Below are 20,511 nucleotides of genomic sequence, written 5' to 3'. Positions count from 1 at the left end.
GATCCGTCCTCAGTACGCGAAGGCGAGGGGCTTGTCGGCGTCCTCGTCCTCGGAGGGGCCGCGCAGCGTCGGGTCCTTGGCGGGCGGCTTCTCGTCGGTGTCGGGGCCGGCGGCGGCGTACTTGGCGAGCAGCTTCACCTCGATCACGGCGAGGATCGCGTAGAGCGCGGTCAGCGTGCACAGGCCGAGGACCTGGGTGCCGACGCTGACGTTGGGGGAGACCGCGTCGCGGGTGCGCATCAGGCCGAACACCACCCAGGGCTGGCGGCCCATCTCGGTGAAGATCCAGCCGAAGCTGTTGGCGATCAGCGGGAAGCCCATGGTGAGGATGCCGATCCGCCAGCTCCACCGGGTGAAGAAGACGTTCATCTCCCGGTTCTTCGTCAGCATCAGCTTCGGCGGCTCGTCGTCGCCGGTGCGGTGCTCGGGGGCCAGCCAGAACTTCCGGCGGGTGGTCCACAGGCCGATCAGCGCGGCGACGAAGGACGTCATGCCGAAGCCGATCATCAGCCGGAATCCCCAGTAGGTGACGAAGATGTTGGGGATGTAGTCGGTGGGCTGCCCGCCGTGCTGGGCGGCCTCGGCGGCGGCGGTGTCGTTGATGCCGGGGACTTCGGACGAGAAGTCGTTGTGGGCGAGGAAGGACAGTATTCCGGGGATCTCCAGGGCGACCGAGTTGTGGCCCTTGGAGACGTCGCCGACGGCGAACACCGAGAACGGGGCGGGGGCCTGGGTGTCCCAGAGCGCCTCGGCGGCGGCCATCTTCATCGGCTGCTGCTCGAACATCACCTTGCCGAGGGTGTCGCCGCTGATCGCGGTGCCGAGGCCGGCGACCACGGCGATGGCCAGGCCGAAGCGCAGCGAGGTGCGCATGGCGGCGGTCTTCCGCTTGTCGGGCTGCTTGCCCTGCTTGGCGCGCCACAGGTGGAAGCTGGCGATGCCGACCACGAACGCGGCGCCGGTGAGGAAGGCCGCGGTCAGGGTGTGGAAGACCTGCACCAGGGTGGTGTTCTGGGTCAGTACCCGGACGATGTCGGTGAGTTGGGCCTTGCCGGTGGCCGGGTCGATCCGGTAGCCGACCGGGTGCTGCATCCAGGAGTTGGCGGCCAGGATGAAGTACGCGGACAGCGCGGTGCCGATGGCGACCATCCAGATGCAGGCCAGGTGGATCTTCTTCGGGAGCTTGTCCCAGCCGAAGATCCAGAGCCCGATGAAGGTGGACTCGAAGAAGAACGCGATCAGCGCCTCCATCGCCAGCGGGGCGCCGAACACGTCGCCGACGAACCGGGAGTAGTCGGACCAGTTCATGCCGAACTGGAACTCCTGGACGATGCCGGTGACCACGCCCATGGCGATGTTGATCAGGAAGAGCTTGCCCCAGAACTTGGTGGCGTGGAAGTACTTCTCCTTGCCGGTGCGCACCCACGCGGTCTGCAGGCAGGCGACGATCGACGCCAGGCTGATGGTGAGTGGGACGAAGAGGAAGTGGTAGACGGTGGTGATGCCGAACTGCCATCGCGAGATGGTCTCGTGAGCGACTGCTAGGTCCACTGCGCCCTCTCTCACAGGATGTGCAAACCGGACAAAAAGCATATTTAGCACGCGGTGGTGCCGAACCTGCCCAAGCTTGTCCGCTTGTGAACGTGAACACGTTCACAAGAGCAGTATCCATGATGCTTATCAGTGCATTCGCACGGGGGGTGGGTGTTTTCCGACACGGCGATGATCCGCCGCCTGCCCGGCCGTCCACAAGCAGCCCCCGGGCACCGCCGCTGTACCGAACGGCGCTTGACACCGCCCGCACTGACGGGGCATCAGCCCAGGTCGGACCGCCTGCAGGGAGGGGCGCGGGTCAGGACTGGTGCGGCAGGACCACCCGGAACGCCGCACCGTCACCCGGCGCGGTGCGCAGGGACAGCTCGCCGCCGTGCGCGGCCACCAGCGCCGAGGCGATCGCCAGCCCCAGGCCCGCTCCCCCGCCCTCGCCGGCCCGCCGGGCCCGGGAGCCGTCCACCCGGTAGAAGCGCTCGAACACCAGCGCCGCCTGGTCCTCGGTCATGCCCGGGCCCCGGTCGGCCACCTCCAGCAGGCAGCTGCCGTCGGCCCGGCCCACCCCGATCCGGACCGCGGTGCCCGGCGGGGTGTGCTTGACCGCGTTGCCCACCAGGTTGGTCACCACCTGGCGCAGCCGGGCCTCGTCGCCGAGCACCGGCGCGGGCTGCGGGGCACCCTCGCCGCGCGGGCCGGTCAGTGACACCGGGCGGCCCGGGTCGAGCGCGGTCAGGTCGTGCAGGGCGTCGGCGGCCAGTGTGCGCAGGTCCATCGGGGCCAGGTTCAGCGGGCGCTCCTCGTCCAGCCTGGCCAGCATCAGCAGGTCCTCGACCAGGCCGCCCATCCGCACCGCCTCCGACTCGATCCGGTCCATCGCCCGGTCGACGTCCTCCAGGGCGCCCATCCGGTGCAGCTCGGCGAAGCCGCGGATGCCGGCCAGCGGGGTGCGCAGCTCGTGCGAGGCGTCGGCGACGAAGCGGCGCATCCGGCGCTCGGACGCGGCCCGGTCGGCGAACGCCGTCTCGATGTCGGTGAGCATCCGGTTCAGCGCCGCCGACAGCCGGCCGACCTCGGTGCGGGCGGGCAGTTCGGGCATCCGGTGCGACAGGTCGCCGTCGGCTATCCGCTGGGCGCCCGCCTCCAGCTGGCGCAGCGGCCGCAGTCCGGCCCGGACGGCGAGCGCGCCCAGGCCGGCCAGGCCCACCAGGACCGCGCCGCCGATGGTGAAGAAGGTGGTGCGCAGGTGCTTGATGGTGGACTGCACGTCGTCCAGCGGCACCGCGACCTGCACGAACCGGGGGGAGCTGAAGTCGCCGCCGGTGGTGCGCTGCAGCGGCAGCACCAGCGAGCGCCACTCGCTGCCGCGCGGCACCTTCTCGGTGAACGGCGCGCCCTCCCGGCGCGTCAGGCCGGCGGCGGTCAGCGCGGGCAGCTGCGGCGCGGGCTCGGAGTCGGTGAGCGGCTGGCGCAGCACCGACAGCACGGTGCCGTCCGCGGACAGGTAGCGCACCACGTACTCGCTGGGCAGCGTCTGGCCGGTGCGGCGGGCGACCGACTGCGGGCTGAACACCGACACCGGGGCCTGCTGGCGGGTCGGCGCGCGCCGCGACAGCGGCTCGGCGTACCGCTCCAGCTGCTGGTCGGCGCGCTCCACCAGCTGGCCGCGGACCACCCCGAGCACCAGCGTGTCGCTCACCACCAGGCCGGTGGTGACCAGCAGCAGCGACAGCACCAGCAGCCGGACCCGCAGCGAGAAGCGGGCCATCTCAGCTGTTCGGCGGGCGGCGCAGCGCGTAGCCGATGCCGCGCACCGTGTGGATCAGCTTGGGGCCGTGGGCCGGGCCGGAGTCGAGCTTGCGGCGCAGGTAGGAGATGTAGGACTCGACGATGGAGAGGTCGCCGCCGAAGTCGTACGCCCACACGTGGTCGAGGATCTGCGCCTTGGAGACCACCCGGCCGACGTTGGCCATCAGGTAGTGCAGCAGCTTGAACTCGGTGGGGGAGAGCGAGACCGGGACACCTCCGCGGGTGACCTCGTGCGCGGTCGGGTCGAGGGTGAGGTCGGCCACCACCAGGCGGCCGTCGTCGGCGGGGCCGCCGGCCCGGCGCAGGATCGCCCGGATCCGGGCGATCAGCTCCTCCAGGCTGAACGGCTTGGTGACGTAGTCGTCGGCGCCGACGGCCAGGCCCTGGACCTTGTCGCCGGTGCCGTCCTTGGCGGTGAGGAACAGCACCGGGACGTGCTCGGGGCTCTGCGGCCACTGGGCCTGGTCGCGCAGCCGCTGGACGACGGTGAAGCCGTCCAGGTCGGGCAGCATCACGTCGAGCACCACCAGGTCGGGGCGCTCGGCGGCGACCGCGTCCAGCGCCTCCTGGCCGGTGGCGGCGGAGGCCACCCGGAAGCCGGAGAACCGCAGGCTGGCGGAGAGCAGTTCGCGGATGTTGGGCTCGTCGTCCACCACCAGCAGGAACGGCTCGCCGCCGCTCGGGGTCGCCGCGACGGGGCTCGACTGCACTGCTCCTGACACGATCTGCTCCGCCTCCCGGGCCGGGACTGAAAGGGCCGGCCCGGGCGGTTCCGGGGCGGTCCGAGGTGGTCCGCCGGGCTCTCCCGGCCGACCACCGTCAGACAGACCCTAGCCCGGGCGGGCTACGCAAAGTGAATGAAGAGGGCATCGCTCATCCGGTCGTACTCGAACCGGTACCGGATCCGGACCCTGCCTGGCCGCCCGTGCCCGCCTGGCCGCCGCGGCCGCCGAAGCCGCCCGCGCCGCCCTCGGTGAGCTGGGTCGCGCTGTAGGAGCCGTCCGCGCCCTTGCTGCCGAGCACGGTGACGCTCTGGCCGGGCTGCAGGTCGCCGACCTTGCCCTCCTTGGTCGTGGTGACCTTGGTGGAGTCGCCGGTGGTGACCTTGACGGTGTTCCCGTTGGCGTCGGTCAGGTAGACGGTGGTGCCGTCCACCGACTTGACGGTGCCGCGAGTGAAACCGCCGCCCGGACCGCCGGGGAACTGGCCGCCGCCCTGGCCGTTCTGACCGCCGCCGTAGCCCCCGAAGCCGCCCTGGCCGGCGCCGCGGCGGCCGGTGTTCTGACCGCCGCCGGGGACCTGGTTGCCGGAGGCCCGGGTGCCGCCCGCGCCGCTGCCGTTGTCCTTCTGGTACCAGACGCCGCCCGCGAAGGACAGCACGGCGATCAGGCCGCCGGCCAGCGCCAGGGTGGGCCAGGGGAGCTTGCGGCGCGGCGGCGCGGCCAGCTCGGCGGTGATGTCGCGGGCGTCCGGCGCGGTGGCCAGCAACTCCTGCTCGTCCGACATGGGAGGGCTCCTTCTACTCGTGCCGGAGGGCGTCGATGGGGCGCAGCGAGGCGGCCCGGTTGGCGGGGTAGCTGCCGAAGAACAGGCCGATGGCGACGGCGATGCCGAACGCGCCGAGCACCGACTCGGGGATCACCACCGGCTTGATGCCGACCACCGAGAAGTGCGAGCCGGCGATTCCGGCGAGCACGCCGAGGCCGGCGCCGATCACCGACAGCAGGGTGGACTCGGCGAGGAACTGGCCGAGGATGACCGCGCGGGGCGCGCCGAGCGCCTTGCGGATGCCGATCTCCCGGGTCCGCTCGGTGACGGTGACCAGCATGATGTTGGTGATGCCGATGCCGCCGACCAGCAGCGAGATCGCGGCGACCGCGCCGAGCAGCACCGTGAAGGTCTTGGTGGTGGACTCGCGGGCGCTCAGCAGCGAGGTCTGGTTGCTGATCCGGAAGTCGACCTTGGCGGCGTCCTTCAGCGCGTGGGTGCCCATCAGGATCCGGGTGATGTCGGCCTGCGCCTCGGTGGTGGTGTCGGCGGAGGAGGCCTGCACCAGGATCTGGTTGACCGAGCCGAAGCCGGTGAACGCGTTCTGCACGGTGGGCAGCGGGGCGATCACCACGTCGTCGGGGTCGTTGAAGCCGGTGGAGCCCTTGGCGGTGAGGACGCCGGTGACGGTGAACGGGGTGCCGCCGATGGTGATCCGCTTGCCGATCGGGTCCTCGGCGGCGAACAGCTCCTTCGCGGTGGTCGAGCCCAGCACCGCGACCTTGCGGGAGTTCAGCACGTCGTCGGCGGAGAAGTAGTCGCCCCTGGCGACCTTCTGGTTGGCGGTCTCGAAGTACGCCGGGTAGGTGCCGACGATCTGGCCGGGCTGGTACGAGATGTTCCCGTACAGCGCGGTGCCGCTGGTGGTGACCACCGGGGCGACCGACTTGATGGCCGGGGCGTCGGTGGCCGAGGCGAGGGCCCTGGCGTCCTCGACGGTGAGCTTCCTGGCGGCGGTGGCGGAGCCGCGGGAGGCGGCGGAGGAGACGGTCAGCGAGTTGGTGCCGAGCGAGGTGATGGACTCCTTCACCGCCACCGAGGAGCCGTTGCCGACCGCGAGCAGCAGGATCACCGAGGCCACGCCGATCAGCACGCCGAGCATGGTGAGGGCGGAGCGGACCTTGTTGGCGGCCAGGCCGCCGACCGCGAAGCGGACCATCTGCCAGGCGATCACGCGACCACCCCCGCGGCCAGGGCCGGCGGCGGTCCGTCGACGGGGGCCTGCCGGACGTCGGAGACGACCGCGCCGTCGACCAGCCGGACGACCCGCTTGGCGTGCCGGGCCACCTCGTCCTCGTGGGTGATGGTCACGACGGTGCGGCCGCGTGCGTTGAGGCCGTCGATGATGCCCAGCACCTCCTCGGTGGAGCGGCTGTCGAGGTTGCCGGTGGGCTCGTCGGCGAGCAGCATCGCGGGCGCGGTGACCAGGGCGCGGGCCACCGCGACGCGCTGCTGCTGGCCGCCGGAGAGCTGGTTGGGCTTGTGGCCGGCCCGCTCGGCGAGGCCGACCAGGGTGAGCGCGGCCATCGCCCGGCGGCGGCGCTCGGCGGCCCGCACGCCCGCGTAGGCGAGCGGCAGTTCGACCTGGGCCAGGGCGGTGGTGCGCGGCACCAGGTTGAACGACTGGAACACGAAGCCGATCTTGCGGTTGCGCACCAGCGCGAGCTGGCCCTCGTCGAGGTGGCCGACGTCGGTGCCGTCGAGGAGGTAGCGGCCGGAGGTGGGCACGTCCAGGCAGCCCAGGATGTTCATCAGGGTGGACTTGCCGGAGCCGGACGAGCCCATCACCGCGACGTAGTCGCCCTCGGCGACGTCCAGGTCGACGCCGAGCGGTTCGCCGTCCGGGCCGAGCGGCCCGCGCAGGGCGTGCACGACGGCGTCGCCGTGGCCGTAGGACTTGGTGACCCGGCGCACCTGGATCACCGGGGGCTTGCCGGTGCTCATCAGCGCGAGCCCCCGGTGCCGCCGCCGCGGTTGCCGCCGCCGTTCCCGCCGCCGAAGCCGCCCGTGCCGCCGCCGAAGCCGGCGCCGCCGTTCAGGCCGGGGAAGTTGCCGGACGGGAAGCCGTTGCCGGTGCCCGCGGTGGTGGCGGTCAGCTCAACCTTCTCGCCCGCGGTGAGGCCGTCGACGACCTGCACGGTGGTGTCGCCCTCGATGCCGACGGCGACCTGCACCCGCTCGGTGGTGCCGTCGTCGTGGACCACGGTGGCGGTGCGGGTGGCACCGGTGCCCTGGAGGGCCGCGGTGGGCACCGACAGGGCGTTCTCGGCGGAGCCGGTGACCACCGAGATGGTGGCGCTCAGGCCGGTGCGCAGGGTGGAGGTGTCGCCGGTGATCTGCAGCACCGCGCCGTACTGCACCGCGCCGTTGGTGGAGCTGGAGGGCAGCGAGCTGACCGACAGCACGCTCGCCGCCAGCTTGGTGTCGGACTGCGCGTTCAGGGTGACGGTGGCGTTCTGGCCCTTCTTCAGCTTCAGCGAGTCCAGTTCGGAGAAGTTCGCGGTGACCTCCATCCCGGACGGGTTGGTCAGCACGATGAAGCCGGACGGGGTGGTGCTCGAAGTGCCGCTGCCGGTGGAGGACTTGGCGCCCGACGAGGAGCTGCCGGCGGAGCCGGAGGAGGTGCCGGCGCCGGCGACGGTGTCGCCGACCTTGCCGGAGACCGAGGCGACGGTGCCGTCGGTGGTGGCGGTCAGCGTGGTGCCGGCCAGCGCGGCCTTCGCGTTGGTCAGCGCGGTCTGCGCGTTGTCGACCTGCTGCTGGGCCTGGGCGATCTGCGCCTGGTCGATCTTCACGGTGGTCGTGGTGGTCGGCTGCGGGGTGGTCGCGGCGGTGCCGGCACCCGCGCCGGAGCCGGAGCCGCCGCGGCCGGAGGAGCCCGAGGAACCGCCCGTGCCGGAGCCGGACGAGCCGGTGCCGGGGACGGTGGTGGTCACCGTCTCGCCGGCCTCGGCCTTGGTGAGGTTGGCCTCGGCGGCGGTCAACGCGGACTGCGCCTGGTCGACCTGCTGCTGGGCGGCGGTGGTGTCGACGGTGGCCAGCACCTGGCCCTTCTTGACGGTGTCTCCGACCGCGACCTTCACCGCGGTCAGCCGGCCGCCGGTGGTGAAGTCCTGACCGGCGTCGGAGGGGGAGAACAGCGTGCCCGATCCGGACACGGTGGCCTGGACGGTGCCCTGGGCGACCGTGGCGGTCCGGACCTTGGCGGCGGCGACGGCCTTGCCGGTCCCGCCGTCCAGGGTGGTGTACGCCAGCGCGGCCCCGCCCAGCAGGGCCACGCCGAGCGCGGAGTTGACGAGGACGGCACCACGCCGTCGCGGAAGCACCTTCATGGCGCAGAAGCATCGTCCGGTGCCCTTTCGCGGCCCTGTGCGGATCCTGGGCGCGGGCTGGGGCCACCGATCCGGACGAATCGCCGCGGATCGCCCGCCGGCAGGCCCTCGGCCCACTGGCGGACGACCAGCTCTTGACCGGCCTCCCAGAAACCTCCCAGCGAAGTCCCGTCCCCGGTTCACCCGGCCGCGGGCGTTCAGTCGGTCAGCTTCCCGGCGAAGTGGTCGAGGTAGGCCTGCATGTCGAAGTGCCCGTGCCCGGACAGCGCGAACACGATCGCCTTCGGCTCGCCGGACTCCCGACAGGCCAGCGCCTCGTCGATCGCCACCCGCACCGCGTGGGTGGACTCCGGGGCCGGGACGATGCCCTCGGCGCGGGCGAACGCCACGCCGGCCTCGAAGCAGGCGGTCTGCGGCACGGCCACGGCCTCCACCAGGCCGAGCTCCTTGAGGTGGCTGACGATCGGCGACATGCCGTGGTAGCGCAGCCCGCCGGCGTGGATCGCGGGCGGGGTGAAGGCGTGCCCCAGGGTGTGCATCTTCATCAGCGGGGTGGTGCCGGCGCTGTCGCCGAAGTCGTAGTCGTAGCGGCCGCGGGTCAGCGTGGGGCAGGACGCGGGCTCCACGGCGACCGCCCGCACGGTTCGGCGGCCCGCCAACTGCTCGCCGAGGAACGGGAAGGCGAGTCCGCCGAAGTTGGAGCCGCCGCCGGCCGCGCCGATCACCACGTCCGGGTAGTCGTCGAGGGCGGCGAACTGGGCGAGCGCCTCCTGTCCGATCACGGTCTGGTGGAGCAGCACGTGGTTGAGCACCGAGCCGAGCGCGTACTTGGCGCGTCCGCCGGCGGCGGCCACCGACTCGACCGCCTCGGCGATCGCCAGGCCGAGGCTGCCGGTGGCGTCCGGGTCGTCGGCGAGCGCCGTGCGGCCGGCGCCGGTCAGTCCGGAGGGGCTGGCGTGCACCCGGGCGCCGTAGGTCTCCATCAGGGCCCGCCGGTAGGGCTTCTGGTCGTAGGAGACCCGGACCATGAAGACCTCGCAGTCCAGTTCCAGGAACGAGCAGGCGAGGCCGAGCGCACTGCCCCACTGCCCGGCGCCGGTCTCGGTGACCAGCCGGGTCACCCCGGCCCGCTTGTTGTAGTACGCCTGGGCGAGGGCGGTGTTGAGCTTGTGCGAGCCGGTCGGGTTGCCGCCCTCGTACTTGTAGTAGATCCGGGCGGGGGTGCCGAGGGCCCGTTCGAGGCGTTCGGCGCGCAGCAGCGGGGCGGGCCGCCAGCGGCGGTACAGGTCGAGGACGGGGCCGGGGATGTCGACCTCGCGGGGGCCGCCGAGTTCCTGGGCGGCGAGTTCGGCCGGGAACAGCGGGGCGAGGTCGTCGGCGGTGACCGGTTCCTTGGTGCCGGGGTGCAGCATCGGCGGGACCGGCGCGGGCAGGTCCGGGAGGATGTTGTACCAGGTGGTGGGCGTGGGATCGGTGTGCTGCCGGCTCATCCGGGCCTCCCTGCGGTGCGGTCGCTTGCCGCCGGGAGTCCTTCCACGCCGACGGGGCGGGCAACCGTGCCGCCCGCCCCGCCTTCTGACGTCGGGTCAGATCTCCTTGCGGAACGCCTCGGCGGCGGCCAGGAACAGGTCGTTGCCCTCGACCTCGCCGATCGAGATCCGGACGCCCTCGCCGGGGAACGGGCGGACCACCACGCCGGCCTCGCCGCAGGCGGCGGCGAAGTCGAGGGTGCGCTCGCCGAGCCGCAGCCAGACGAAGTTGGCCTCGGAGTCGCCGACCGTCCAGCCCTGGGCGCGCAGCGCGGCGGTGACCCGGGTGCGCTCGGCGACCAGCGCCTCGACCCGCTCCAGCAGGGCGTCCTCGGCGCGCAGCGAGGCGACCGCGGCGTCCTGGGCGAGCTGGCTGACGCCGAACGGGACGGCGGTCTTGCGGAGCGCGGTGGCGACCTGCTCGTGGCCGATGGCGAAGCCGACCCGCAGGCCGGCCAGGCCGTACGCCTTGGAGAAGGTGCGCAGCACGCAGACGTTGGGGCGGTCGCGGTAGAGCTCGATGCCGTCCGGGACGTCCTCGTCGCGGATGAACTCGCGGTAGGCCTCGTCGAGGACGACCAGGATGTGCGCGGGCACGGCGTCCAGGAAGCGGACCAGTTCCTCGCGGTGCAGGGCGGCGCCGGTCGGGTTGTTGGGGTTGCAGACGAAGATCAGCCGGGTGCGGTCGGTGATCGCCGCGAGCATCGCGTCGAGGTCGTGGCCCTCGTCGGCGGTGAGCGGGACCGGCACGGGTGTGGCGCCGGCGATCTGCGTGATGATCGGGTAGGCCTCGAACGAGCGCCAGGCGAACATGACTTCGTCGCCCTCGGCGGCGGTGGCGAGCACCAGGGACTGCGCGACGCCGACCGAGCCGGTGCCGGTGGCGACGTGCTCGGCGGGGACGCCGAAGCGCTGGGCGATCTCCGCGGTGAGGGCGCCGACACCCATGTCGGGGTAGCGGTTGAAGTCGCCGGCGGCGGCGACCGCGGCCTCCAGGACGCCGGGCAGCGGCGGGTAGGGGTTCTCGTTGGAGGACAGTTTGAAGGAGTCGGCGCCCGCAGGCTTTCCGGGCTTGTAACTGGGAATGCCGTCCAGGCTCGGCCGCAGGCGGGGGCCGTGCTCGCGCTGAACCACGGGGTTCTCCGTTTCTCTCCGTCGGCGGTGGTGCCGATCAGTCCCCGGTCGGGTGCCGTGAACGATACCGACCGCCCCTCACCCGTGCGGGTGAGTTGCTCGTCCGGGTTACGGGTGCAGATCAGCCATTCTGCCGGGTTCCTTTGGCACATGTCAGAGGTATCCGAGGCGAAAAACCGCAGCTATCGAAGGGCGCACCCCGGAGGCGTTCATGGAGAAACGGTTCTTCGACGTCCCGTAGCGAACCGGTCACAGAACGCCGCGATGCGCCATACGATCGGTCCGCCATGACAGCAGCAGCCAATCAGAACGGTCGCCGAGCCACCGCCTCACGGCGCCTGGAACGGGCAGGCATCCGGGACGTCGCGGCGGCCGCCGGAGTCTCCATCACCACGGTCTCGGACGCGCTCAACGGAAAGGGCCGCCTCCCCGACGAGACCCGCAGCCGGGTCCGCGAGGTCGCCGAACGCCTCGGCTACCGGCCCTCCGCCGCCGCCCGGACGTTGCGCACCGGCCGGTCCGGCCTGATCGGACTGACCGTCACCACCTACGGCGAAGAGCCGTTCACCTTCACCGAGTTCGCCTACTTCGCGGAGATGGCGCGGGCCGCCACCAGCGCCGCGCTCGGCCGCGGCTACGCCCTGGTGGTGCTGCCCGCGTCCTCCCGGCACGACGTGTGGAGCAACATCGCGCTGGACGGCACGGTGGTGATCGACCCGCCCGACCAGGACCCGCTGGTCACCGAGCTGTACCGGTCCGGCGTGCCGGTGGTCTCCGACGGCAAACCCGGCAACTGCCCGGTCACCGCCTGGGTGGACAACGACCACGAGGCCGCCGTCCTGGGCATCCTGGAGCACCTGAGCGAGGCCGGCGCCCGCCGGATCGGCCTGCTCACCGGCACCTCCACCGACACCTACACCCGGCTCTCCACCGAGGCGTACCTCGCCTGGTGCGACCGGGTCGGCCAGGAGCCGGTGTACGAGGCGTACCCGGCGCACGACCCGGCCGCCGGCGCGGTCGCCGCCGACCGGCTGCTGGCCCGCCCGGACCGCCCGGACGCGGTGTACGGCCTGTTCGACCCGAACGGCACCGACCTGCTGGCCGCCGCCCGCCGCTACGGCCTGCGGGTGCCGGACGACCTGCTGCTGGTGTGCTGCTCCGAGTCCGACGTGTACGCCAACACCGAACCCCCCATCACCACGCTGTCGCTGAAACCCCGTCGGATCGGCACCACCGTGGTCAACCTGCTGATCGACGCGATCGAAGGAGTCGACGCGGGTTCCGGAGCGGTCCCCGGCCGGCTGTTCCCGCCGCGCTACCGGACCGCCGGGACGGGTCCGCCGCCGGGCACGCTGATGCCGACCGAGTTGATCGTGCGGGCCTCCTCGCAGCGCCGCTGCCCGCGCACCACGGTCAGTCCGCCCCGCCCGCCGGGCGAGGTGTGAGGGTGCGCCGCCCGCACCCGCCGGTGGTCCGGACCACCTCGGACCGGGGCAGACCGGGCGGCCGGTCCGCCGCCCGACGGGTCAACGGGAAAAACGGATACCGACCAGGTGAGGACGGCGGGAGAGTGCGCTTTCTATGATGGGCGAATGACACCCGAGGACCTCTTCCGCGAACCCGAGCACCCGCACTCGGGCATCCGCTCCCGCCAGGACCTCGACGTGCTCCCCCAAGGCTCCTGGTTCGAGCCGGCCGAACCGGCCGGCTACCAGTACGAGGACACCCACAGCACCTACGGCGGCGCCCACTACCTGGAGCAGCACTGGGCGCCCGCCGGGCAGTTCGGCGACAGCGCGCCCGTGCCCGGGCACTACGCCCCCACCGGGGCGGCCCCGCACGAGGACCCGCCGACCATCGAGCTCGGCCCGCCGATCGAGGCCGCGCCCGCCGTCGAGGTGCACTTCCCGTACCCGCAGCCCGAGCCCGGCGAGGGCCCCGGCCCGCTGTTCGTGATCGGCGACGTGCACGGCTACCTCGACGAGCTGCTCGCCGCGCTGCACCAGCAGGGCCTGATCGACGCCGAGGGCCACTGGTCGGCCGGGCGTTCGCGGGTCTGGTTCCTCGGCGACTTCACCGACCGCGGGCCGGACGGCATCGGCGTCATCGACCTGGTGATGCAGCTGGCCGCCGAGGCGGCCGCGGCCGGCGGCTACTGCCGCGCCCTGATGGGCAATCACGAACTGCTGTTCCTGGGCGCCGCCCGCTACGCCGACGAGGCCGTCCAGTCCACCGCCGGCACCGCCTCGTTCCTGGCCGCCTGGCGGCTCAACGGCGGCCAGCAGCACGACCTGGAGCGCCTGCAGCCGCACCACATCAGCTGGCTGTCCCGGCTGCCCGCGATGGCGCTGGAGGACGGCCACCTGCTGCTGCACTCCGACACCACCGCGTACCTGGAGTACGGCGAGACCATCGCCGACGTCAACGACGCCGTGCACGCGCTGCTCGCCGACGAGGGCATCGACGAATGGTGGGACGCCTTCCGCAAGTTCACCAAGCGGTTCGCGTTCCGCGGCCAGGCCGGCACCATGGCCGCGCAGGAGCTGCTCGCGATGTACGGCGGCTACCGGGTGGTGCACGGCCACAGCCCGATCCCGTACCTGACCGGCGAGCACCCGGAGGACGGCACCCCGCCCCACGTGCCCGGCCCGTACATCTACGCCGACGAGCTGGCCATCGCGATGGACGGCGGCGTCACCATGGACGGACGCCTGCTGGTCGCCCGGCTGCCGCTGAACTGACGCCCGGCCGCCACAGAACTGAACAACTGTACGACGGCGCAAGGGAACTGAGCGCACTGAAGTTCCGGAAAGAGCCTGTCGGCGCGCTCCCGCGCACCCCTACCATCGAGGCCTGCGACCTTCCGTCCACCTCGCGGAACGGGGTACCCATGAGCCACCCGCCGCGCCTGCTCGCCGAGGACCGCGCCGACTTCGCGCGCCTGCTCGACGAAGCCCTGCGCGACCCCACCGTCCGGCAGGCCCTGGCCGCGCCGGGCGCGCACCTCACCGCCGAACAGCTGCACACCAAGGCGCTCGCGGACGCCGACACCGTCGCCGCGCCCGCCGCCGCCGAGTACGCGCACTACCTGGCGCTGCGCACCGCCCTCGCGGAACGGCCGGACGGCGCGCCGCCCGCCGGGGCCGGGCTGTTCCCGGTGCTGACGGTGCTGACCCCGGTGCTGGCCGGCGCCGCCGGACTGGTCCTGCTGCTGCTCGGCTGGCTGCTGCGGGCCGCCGCGCCCGGACTGGCGCTCGGCCGTTCCACCGTCACGGCCGGCCTCCTCGCGCTGGCCGTCGCCGCCGCCGCACTGCTGATCGGCGGCGCGGGGCTGGTCCTCACCGCGCTGCGCGACGCCTCCGGCGGCCCCGACGCGGACCCGCAGCAGCACGCCGACCTGGCCGAGGCCCGGGCCGCCTGGCACACCGCGCTGCGCGAACGCGCCCTGCTGCCCTGGCTGCTCGACAACCACTCCGCCGCGCCCGCCGCCGTCCCGCGCGCCCGCACCGCCCCGCCCGACCTTCACCGCCCCGGCTTCAGCCGGGCCGCGTACGCCAGCCCCGACTTCACCAGCCCCAATCGCGAGGGACTGACGGACGATCAGGGCGGTCCGCGCCCGGCCCGGTTCACCAGCCCCGGACACCACAGCCCCGACTTCACCAGCCCCGGACCCGAAGGCCTCACCGACGACCAGGGCCGCCGCCGCACCGAAGGCCCCCGCTTCACCAGCCCCGGACCCGAACAACTCACCGACGCCGACGGCCGCCCCGACCCCGACCGCCTCGGCTACACCGCACCCGACTTCACCAGCCCGGGACCCGAGGGCTTCACCGACGGGGAGGGCCGGCCGCGCCGGGACGGCGACTGATCGTCCGCCGCCGGGACGGGCGTCCGGGCACAGCCGGCGCACCGCGACGGGGACCGCCCGCGGTGGTGACTCCCGCGGCCCTCAGTCGCCCGTCCGTTCCAGGGCCAGTGCGGCCAGCAGGGCTGCCGCGTCGCCGAGCACGCCGTCGTCGAACCGGGCCTGCGCGGAGTGGTTGTAGGGCGCGGTGGCCGGGTCGGCGCCCTGCGCGCAGGCGCCGAACACCAGGTAGGCGGCGGGGACGTGCGCGGCCAGCAGGCCGAAGTCCTCCGAGCCGGCCAGCGGCCTGGGCATCTCCAGGTACCGTTCCGCGCCGAACAGCCGACGGGCCGTCCGGGCCGCGTACGCCGCCTCGGCCGGATCGTTGACCGTCACCGGATAGCCGGGCTCGACCACCGCGTCGACCCGGCAGCCGTGCGCCTCGCCGATGCCGCGCACCACCCGCACGGCCCGCTCCAGCACCCGCTCCCGGGCGGCGGGCGAGAACGAGCGGACGGTGGCGGCGAATTCGGCCCGGTCGGGGATGACGTTGTCGACGGTGCCCGCGTGGAAGCTGCCGACGGTGAGCACCACCGGGTCGAACGCGTCGAACCGCCGGGTCACCATGGTCTGCAGCGCCAGCACCGCCTCGCAGGCGACCGGGACGGGATCGAGGGCCAGGTGCGGGCTCGACCCGTGCCCGCCGCGACCGGTGACCGTCACCCGCAGCCGGTCGGCGGCCGCCATGATCGGGCCGGGCCGGCCGGCCACCTGCCCGGCGGGCAGCAGCGCGGCGGCGACGTGCAGCGCGTAGGCGGCGACCACCCGCTCCCCGGCGGCGTCCAGCACGCCCTCCTCGATCATCAGCCCGGCCCCGCCGTCCCCCTCCTCGCCCGGCTGGAACATGAACACCACGCTGCCGCACAGCAGTTCGCGGCGCGCGGCGAGCAGCCGGGCCGCACCGACCAGTGCGGCGGCGTGCAGGTCGTGCCCGCAGGCGTGCATCGCACCGGGCGTCCCGGAGGTGTACGGCAGGCCGGTCTCCTCCTGGACGGGCAGCGCGTCCAGGTCGGCGCGCAGCAGCACCGCCGGGCCCGGGCGGGTGCCGCGCAGCACGGCGGTGACGGAGGACAGCCGCACGCCGAGGGTGATCTCCAGCGGGAGGCCGTCCAGGGCGGCAAGGATCCGGGCCTGCGTGCGCGGCAGGCCGAGTCCGATCTCGGGGTGGCGGTGCAGCTCGCGCCGGAGGGAGATCAGGTCGGGCCGGAGGTCGGCGGCGGCGCGGCGCAGGTCGTCGAGGGCAGGGTCGGGAGCGGGGTGGACGTCGGCCGGCATGGTGCGCCTCCTGGGTGGGCGGGAGCGGTCCCTCACATCCTGGACCCGGCGCTGCGGTTCGAGGACCCCGCAGCACCGGCCGGATGCTCTCCGGAGGCACCGTTCCTGACTGTCCGTCAATTTACTGGGCTTCTCCGATGGTTGAACTTTCCTTTACCCGTCCGGGCATACAGTCCGACTGACACAATGGCTGCCATGACGCCACCGATCCGCGCCCGCGCCCTGGCTTCCCTGGCCGCCCTGCTCGTCGCCGGACTCGCCGTCACCGGGTGCGGCTCCGGCGGCCCGAAGCGGACGGCGGTGAACTTCGCCGCGGACCGTCCGCTGTCCGTCGAGGAGCTCCGGCACGCCGCCGAGCAGCTCCGCCACCGGGCCGAACTGCTCGGCCTCAAGGCCCCCCGGGTCAGCACCGAGGGCGGCACCCTGTCGCTCTCCGCCGCCGGGCCGATCGCCGACCGGATCGAGGCCCTCACCCATCAGCTCGTCGTGGAGTTCCGCCCGGTCCTCGCCGCCGGCCTCCCCGACAGCCCGACCCCCTCCGGCACGGTTCCGCCCCAACTGCTTTCTCAGTACCAGGCGTTGAACTGCTCGACACCGGCGCGGCCCGCCGATCCCGCCACCGGGACGGTCGCCTGCAGCACGGCCTCCCCCCAGCAGCCCGCCACCAAGCTGGTGCTCGGCCCGGCCGCGCTCAAGGGCGCCGACATCGCCGCGAGCACCGCCGGCTTCGAGAACCAGTGGCAGATCAACCTCACCTTCACCCCCGCCGGCGCGACCGCCTTCACCTCCCTCACCACCCAGCTGTCCGGCCAGCCCGACCCGGCCAACCAGCTCGCCATCGTCATCGACGGCGCCGTCGTCTCCCACCCCTACATCAGCCAGCCGATCACCGGCGGCCAGGCCGTCATCAGCGGCAGCTTCACCCGCGCCGAGGCCGAGACCCTCGCCGCCCAACTCGCCACCACCGACCTCCCCGCCGGACTCCACCCCACCGCCTGACCCCGGGCCGACCGTCCGCGCGGAAGCCCGGGACGCCCCCGGCGTCCACCGCTCCGCCGCCCGCGCACGACACCGCCCGGCGGGGGTCAGAGTTCCTTGCGCAGCAGGGTGCACATCGTCTCGTGGCGGCGGATCGAACCGTCCGCCGCCACCACGTCCCAGGAATCCGGCTCGCGGCCGTAGGCGCGGTAGCCGAGGCGCTCGTAGAGGGCGCGGGCGCGGGGGTTGTCGTCCTCGACGCCCAGTTCGGCGCGGGTCAGGCCGCGGGTGGCGATGCGGTGTTCCGCGGAGCGGACCAGGAAGGTGCCGATGCCGCACGACCGGAGGGCGGGATGGACGCCGAGTTGCCAGAGCGTCCCGGCGCCCGGGCGCACCGTGTAGTCGATGCCGCCGAGCGCGACCGGAAGGTCTGCGGGGGTGCAGACGGCCAGGTAGTCGATCTCGCCGTCCGCCATCCGCCGCAGCTGGTCGGCGAGTTGGCGCACGTGCATGGCGTCCCCGGACCAGCCGCAGGACGGCAGGTCCGCCTCGGTCAGTGCCCGGACCGTCAGGCCGATCCTGATCCCGGTCGTCACCGCATCACCCCCGTCAGGCTCCGCCAGTATCCGCCAGACGCCCGCTGCCCCACCAGGACGCCTCCCGTTCCGGTTGGTCAGTCGGTGCCGGCGCTGCCGTGCGGGCACGTCTCGGCGGGGCTGAAGGTCCGGCGGACCGGCCAGGGCGGGAACTCCTCGGACGGGACGCCGGACGCGAGCAGGTTCCAGCGGTCGACCCAGGGCCGGGCGGCCTCGGGGCAGCACCAGACGCGGTTCCAGCTCCAGTAGTTCCTGCCCTTCGCGCGCTGCACCGCGGGGCTGTGGAGCGCCTTGATGCGGAAGCTCTCCAGGTGGCGCCGGAAGACGATCACGTTGACGTGGCGCGACCCGCGACCCCGGTGGCGGCCGACCACCTGGAGCCGCTCGTCCTCGCCCTGGTACCGGGGCGGGAACACCCAGAGCCTCGCCCCCGGCGCGAAGTGCTTGAGCCCGTCCTGAACGTCCGCCCCGCCCGGCCCGTGGACAGTCCGACCCGCCACGTTGGCCACCACGCACCACTCCAGCAGCCCGCCGGCCTTCTCCTCACGCTCCGTCATGCCGAGCAGTCTGCCTCCACCCGGCGACCGTACGCGAACGAGTTCCCCCGGCCCCCGGTTGACGACGTCCAAAACCCGCCGGTCCCGCAGCCCGTGCCGCCACGCGGCCGCGCCCTCGTTCAGCACGCTTGGAAGGAGTTCGCCAGCCACGACGCGGACCGGATCAAGCGTTCACGAAGTCGGGCAGCAAGCCGGCCGAAGTCCGGTTGTTGCCACGTCCCTGTCCACCGGTCCGACGGGCAGAGGCACCCCGCAGTGCCGGGACCGGCGCCGCACCGGGAGAACCTCCTGGTGTCTCCCGGTGCGGCGCCGTTACGGGTCGGGCGTCAGTCGGCGAGGGGCAGGTAGACGCGGTTGCCGTGGGCGGCGAATTCGGCGGACTTCTCGGCCATGCCGGCCAGGACGGCCTGTTCGGCTTCGCCGCCGTGTTCGTCGCGGATCTGCTGGCTGATCTTCATGGAGCAGAACTTGGGCCCGCACATGGAGCAGAAGTGCGCGGTCTTGGCGGGTTCGGCGGGGAGGGTCTCGTCGTGGAAGGCGCGGGCCGTCTCGGGGTCGAGGGCCAGGTTGAACTGGTCCTCCCAGCGGAACTCGAAGCGGGCGTCGGAGAGGGCGTCGTCCCAGGCCTGGGCGCCGGGGTGGCCCTTGGCGAGGTCGGCGGCGTGGGCCGCGATCTTGTAGGTGATGACGCCGGTCTTGACGTCGTCGCGGTTGGGCAGGCCCAGGTGTTCCTTGGGGGTGACGTAGCAGAGCATCGCGGTGCCCCACCAGGCGATCATCGCGGCGCCGATGCCGGAGGTGATGTGGTCGTAGCCGGGGGCGACGTCGGTGGTGAGGGGGCCGAGCGTGTAGAACGGGGCCTCGTCGCAGATCTCCTTCTGGAGGTCCATGTTCTCGCGGATCTTGTGCATCGGGACGTGCCCGGGGCCTTCGATCATCACCTGGACGTCCTTGGCCCGGGCGATCCGCCCGAGCTCGCCGAGGGTGGTGAGTTCGGCGAACTGGGCCTCGTCGTTGGCGTCCGCGATGGAGCCGGGCCGCAGGCCGTCGCCGAGGGAGAAGGTGACGTCGTAGGCGCGGAGCAGGTCGCAGAGTTCCTCGAAGTGGGTGTAGAGGAAGTTCTCCTGATGGTGCGCCAGGCACCACGCGGCCATGATGGAGCCGCCGCGCGAGACGATGCCGGTCTTGCGGCGGGCGGTGAGCGGGACGTACCGCAGCAGCACGCCGGCGTGCACGGTCATGTAGTCGACGCCCTGTTCGCACTGCTCGACGACGGTGTCCCGGTACACCTCCCAGCTCAGTTCCTCGGCCCGGCCGTCGACCTTCTCCAGTGCCTGGTAGAGCGGGACGGTGCCGATCGGGACGGGGGAGTTGCGCAGGATCCACTCGCGGGTGGTGTGGATGTTGCGGCCGGTGGAGAGGTCCATGACGGTGTCGGCGCCCCAGCGGGTGGCCCAGGTCATCTTCTCCACCTCCTCCTCGATGGAGGAGGTGACGGCGGAGTTGCCGATGTTGGCGTTGATCTTCACCAGGAAGTCGGTGCCGATGATGGCCGGTTCGATCTCGGGGTGGTTCACGTTGACCGGGATGACGGCCCGTCCGCGCGCCACCTGCTCGCGCACGAACTCCGGCTCCAGGCCTTCCCGGAGCGCCACGAACTCCATCTCGGGCGTGATCAACCCGCGCTTGGCGTAAGCGAGTTGGGTGACAGCGACGCCGTCGCGGGCGCGCAGCGGGCGGCGCGGGCGGCCGGGGAAGACGGCGTCCAGGTTGCGCAGGTCGCCGCCGCGCGGAGCGGTGTGCTTGATGCCGTCGTCCTCGGGCCGGGACTGCCGGCCGTCGTACTCCTCGACGTCGCCGCGCTGCCGGATCCAGGCGTCGCGCAGCGCGGGCAGTCCGCGCCGGACGTCGGTGGGGTGGGACGGGTCGGTGTACGGGCCGGAGGTGTCGTACAGCGGGACGGTGCGGCCGTTGGTCAGTTCGACCTCGCGGTAGGGGACCCGCAGGTCGGGGCGGCTGCCCTGGCGGTAGGCCTTGCGCCAGGCGGGGGTGGGGTAGCCCGCGGCGGCGGCGGACTCGCGGGCAGACGTGTGCTCAGAAAATGCGGTCATCGGACCTTCAACTCCCTACGCCGGCATTACCCGGTCAGGTTCCTGCGGTCGGCGCAGCAGGTGGTCCGCGGGTCCGCGTACCGTCAGCGCCCTCTCAGCCCGGTGCTCCGAGCTCCCGTTCCGCGCAGGCGTCGTCCGCCTGCGTTCGGTTCCTCACCGTAGGGCACCGGGCGGCCCCGGTCCAGGGCGC

17 protein-coding genes and 1 riboswitch are annotated in these 20,511 nt (G+C 72.9%); of the genes, 4 read left to right on the top strand and 13 right to left on the bottom strand.

Annotated elements, in window-relative coordinates:
* Positions 1 to 9: 9 nt before the first annotated feature.
* From ACFV1L_RS28815 to hisC, 9 genes are all read right to left on the bottom strand, one after another.
* Positions 10 to 1,551: a cytochrome ubiquinol oxidase subunit I gene (locus ACFV1L_RS28815; RefSeq protein WP_380371187.1), complete on the bottom strand. Its 1,542-nt coding sequence runs from the start codon at positions 1,549 to 1,551 to the stop codon at positions 10 to 12.
* Between the two features lie 301 nt (positions 1,552 to 1,852).
* Positions 1,853 to 3,316: a sensor histidine kinase gene (locus ACFV1L_RS28810; RefSeq protein WP_380371186.1), complete on the bottom strand. Its 1,464-nt coding sequence runs from the start codon at positions 3,314 to 3,316 to the stop codon at positions 1,853 to 1,855.
* 1 nt (position 3,317) lies between these two features.
* On the bottom strand, positions 3,318 to 4,079 hold the full coding sequence (locus tag ACFV1L_RS28805; RefSeq protein ID WP_380371183.1) for a response regulator transcription factor: 762 nt from the start codon (positions 4,077 to 4,079) through the stop codon (positions 3,318 to 3,320).
* Between the two features lie 151 nt (positions 4,080 to 4,230).
* Positions 4,231 to 4,863 (bottom strand): hypothetical protein, encoded by a 633-nt coding sequence (locus ACFV1L_RS28800; RefSeq protein WP_380371180.1) that lies wholly within the window; start codon positions 4,861 to 4,863, stop codon positions 4,231 to 4,233.
* Between the two features lie 13 nt (positions 4,864 to 4,876).
* Positions 4,877 to 6,079, bottom strand: a complete 1,203-nt coding sequence (locus tag ACFV1L_RS28795; RefSeq protein ID WP_380371177.1) for an ABC transporter permease — start codon at positions 6,077 to 6,079, stop codon at positions 4,877 to 4,879.
* Positions 6,076 to 6,849 carry an ABC transporter ATP-binding protein gene (locus ACFV1L_RS28790; protein WP_380371174.1) on the bottom strand — a complete coding sequence of 258 codons (774 nt, stop codon included), beginning with the start codon at positions 6,847 to 6,849 and terminating at the stop codon, positions 6,076 to 6,078. Before ACFV1L_RS28790 ends, ACFV1L_RS28795 begins: the two co-directional genes overlap by 4 nt.
* The gene (locus ACFV1L_RS28785) at positions 6,849 to 8,237 is read right to left on the bottom strand and encodes an efflux RND transporter periplasmic adaptor subunit (RefSeq protein ID WP_380371171.1); all 1,389 of its coding nucleotides are present in this window, start codon (positions 8,235 to 8,237) and stop codon (positions 6,849 to 6,851) included. Before ACFV1L_RS28785 ends, ACFV1L_RS28790 begins: the two co-directional genes overlap by 1 nt.
* A 197-nt stretch (positions 8,238 to 8,434) precedes the next feature.
* On the bottom strand, positions 8,435 to 9,727 hold the full coding sequence (locus ACFV1L_RS28780; protein ID WP_380371168.1) for a TrpB-like pyridoxal phosphate-dependent enzyme: 1,293 nt from the start codon (positions 9,725 to 9,727) through the stop codon (positions 8,435 to 8,437).
* 96 nt (positions 9,728 to 9,823) lie between these two features.
* The gene (hisC, locus tag ACFV1L_RS28775) at positions 9,824 to 10,900 is read right to left on the bottom strand and encodes a histidinol-phosphate transaminase (RefSeq protein WP_380371165.1); all 1,077 of its coding nucleotides are present in this window, start codon (positions 10,898 to 10,900) and stop codon (positions 9,824 to 9,826) included.
* A gap of 287 nt (positions 10,901 to 11,187) precedes the next feature.
* Between hisC and ACFV1L_RS28770 the strand changes: the two genes are divergently transcribed.
* From ACFV1L_RS28770 to ACFV1L_RS28760, 3 genes are all read left to right on the top strand, one after another.
* Positions 11,188 to 12,345 carry a LacI family DNA-binding transcriptional regulator gene (locus ACFV1L_RS28770; RefSeq protein WP_035864529.1) on the top strand — a complete coding sequence of 386 codons (1,158 nt, stop codon included), beginning with the start codon at positions 11,188 to 11,190 and terminating at the stop codon, positions 12,343 to 12,345.
* A gap of 147 nt (positions 12,346 to 12,492) precedes the next feature.
* Positions 12,493 to 13,641 (top strand): metallophosphoesterase, encoded by a 1,149-nt coding sequence (locus tag ACFV1L_RS28765; protein ID WP_084223748.1) that lies wholly within the window; start codon positions 12,493 to 12,495, stop codon positions 13,639 to 13,641.
* Positions 13,642 to 13,790: 149 nt separating this feature from the next.
* A complete protein-coding gene (locus tag ACFV1L_RS28760; protein ID WP_380371162.1) occupies positions 13,791 to 14,768 on the top strand; it encodes a hypothetical protein in 978 nt (325 codons plus the stop codon).
* A gap of 81 nt (positions 14,769 to 14,849) precedes the next feature.
* Here the strand turns inward: ACFV1L_RS28760 and ACFV1L_RS28755 are convergent, their stop codons facing one another.
* Positions 14,850 to 16,079, bottom strand: coding sequence for a M20 family metallopeptidase (locus tag ACFV1L_RS28755; protein WP_380371159.1), 1,230 nt, complete (start codon positions 16,077 to 16,079; stop codon positions 14,850 to 14,852).
* Between the two features lie 195 nt (positions 16,080 to 16,274).
* Between ACFV1L_RS28755 and ACFV1L_RS28750 the strand changes: the two genes are divergently transcribed.
* Complete coding sequence (locus ACFV1L_RS28750) at positions 16,275 to 17,078, top strand: hypothetical protein (protein ID WP_380371157.1); 804 nt, start codon at positions 16,275 to 16,277, stop codon at positions 17,076 to 17,078.
* An 86-nt stretch (positions 17,079 to 17,164) separates the two neighbouring features.
* On the opposite strand, the gene ACFV1L_RS28745 is transcribed toward ACFV1L_RS28750, so the two are convergent.
* The 3 genes from ACFV1L_RS28745 to thiC form a co-directional block, all read right to left on the bottom strand.
* The gene (locus ACFV1L_RS28745) at positions 17,165 to 17,653 is read right to left on the bottom strand and encodes a GNAT family N-acetyltransferase (protein ID WP_380371154.1); all 489 of its coding nucleotides are present in this window, start codon (positions 17,651 to 17,653) and stop codon (positions 17,165 to 17,167) included.
* Between the two features lie 77 nt (positions 17,654 to 17,730).
* Positions 17,731 to 18,210 (bottom strand): hypothetical protein, encoded by a 480-nt coding sequence (locus ACFV1L_RS28740; RefSeq protein WP_380371152.1) that lies wholly within the window; start codon positions 18,208 to 18,210, stop codon positions 17,731 to 17,733.
* Between the two features lie 326 nt (positions 18,211 to 18,536).
* Positions 18,537 to 20,321, bottom strand: coding sequence for a phosphomethylpyrimidine synthase ThiC (gene thiC, locus ACFV1L_RS28735; RefSeq protein ID WP_380371149.1), 1,785 nt, complete (start codon positions 20,319 to 20,321; stop codon positions 18,537 to 18,539).
* A riboswitch (TPP riboswitch) is annotated at positions 20,317 to 20,450 on the bottom strand. Its footprint overlaps the gene before it by 5 nt.
* Between the last annotated feature and the right edge of the window lie 61 nt (positions 20,451 to 20,511).

Origin of the sequence: Kitasatospora sp. NPDC059646, assembly GCF_042734615.1 — a bacterium.
In the GTDB taxonomy this organism is placed as follows: Bacteria; Actinomycetota; Actinomycetes; order Streptomycetales; family Streptomycetaceae; genus Kitasatospora.
This window is presented reverse-complemented; position numbering and strand designations above follow the sequence as displayed.

What these genes read in the sequence shown, in the direction of transcription:
- ACFV1L_RS28810 (WP_380371186.1), bottom strand. Translation starts at nt 3,316, where the DNA reads ATGGCCCGCTTCTCGCTGCGGGTCCGGCTGCTGGTGCTGTCGCTGCTG.
- ACFV1L_RS28800 (WP_380371180.1), bottom strand. Translation starts at nt 4,863, where the DNA reads ATGTCGGACGAGCAGGAGTTGCTGGCCACCGCGCCGGACGCCCGCGAC.
- ACFV1L_RS28790 (WP_380371174.1), bottom strand. Translation starts at nt 6,849, where the DNA reads ATGAGCACCGGCAAGCCCCCGGTGATCCAGGTGCGCCGGGTCACCAAG.
- ACFV1L_RS28785 (WP_380371171.1), bottom strand. Translation starts at nt 8,237, where the DNA reads ATGAAGGTGCTTCCGCGACGGCGTGGTGCCGTCCTCGTCAACTCCGCG.
- ACFV1L_RS28780 (WP_380371168.1), bottom strand. Translation starts at nt 9,727, where the DNA reads ATGAGCCGGCAGCACACCGATCCCACGCCCACCACCTGGTACAACATC.
- ACFV1L_RS28770 (WP_035864529.1), top strand. Translation starts at nt 11,188, where the DNA reads ATGACAGCAGCAGCCAATCAGAACGGTCGCCGAGCCACCGCCTCACGG.
- ACFV1L_RS28765 (WP_084223748.1), top strand. Translation starts at nt 12,493, where the DNA reads ATGACACCCGAGGACCTCTTCCGCGAACCCGAGCACCCGCACTCGGGC.
- ACFV1L_RS28760 (WP_380371162.1), top strand. Translation starts at nt 13,791, where the DNA reads ATGAGCCACCCGCCGCGCCTGCTCGCCGAGGACCGCGCCGACTTCGCG.
- ACFV1L_RS28755 (WP_380371159.1), bottom strand. Translation starts at nt 16,079, where the DNA reads ATGCCGGCCGACGTCCACCCCGCTCCCGACCCTGCCCTCGACGACCTG.
- ACFV1L_RS28750 (WP_380371157.1), top strand. Translation starts at nt 16,275, where the DNA reads ATGACGCCACCGATCCGCGCCCGCGCCCTGGCTTCCCTGGCCGCCCTG.
- ACFV1L_RS28740 (WP_380371152.1), bottom strand. Translation starts at nt 18,210, where the DNA reads ATGACGGAGCGTGAGGAGAAGGCCGGCGGGCTGCTGGAGTGGTGCGTG.
- thiC (WP_380371149.1), bottom strand. Translation starts at nt 20,321, where the DNA reads ATGACCGCATTTTCTGAGCACACGTCTGCCCGCGAGTCCGCCGCCGCC.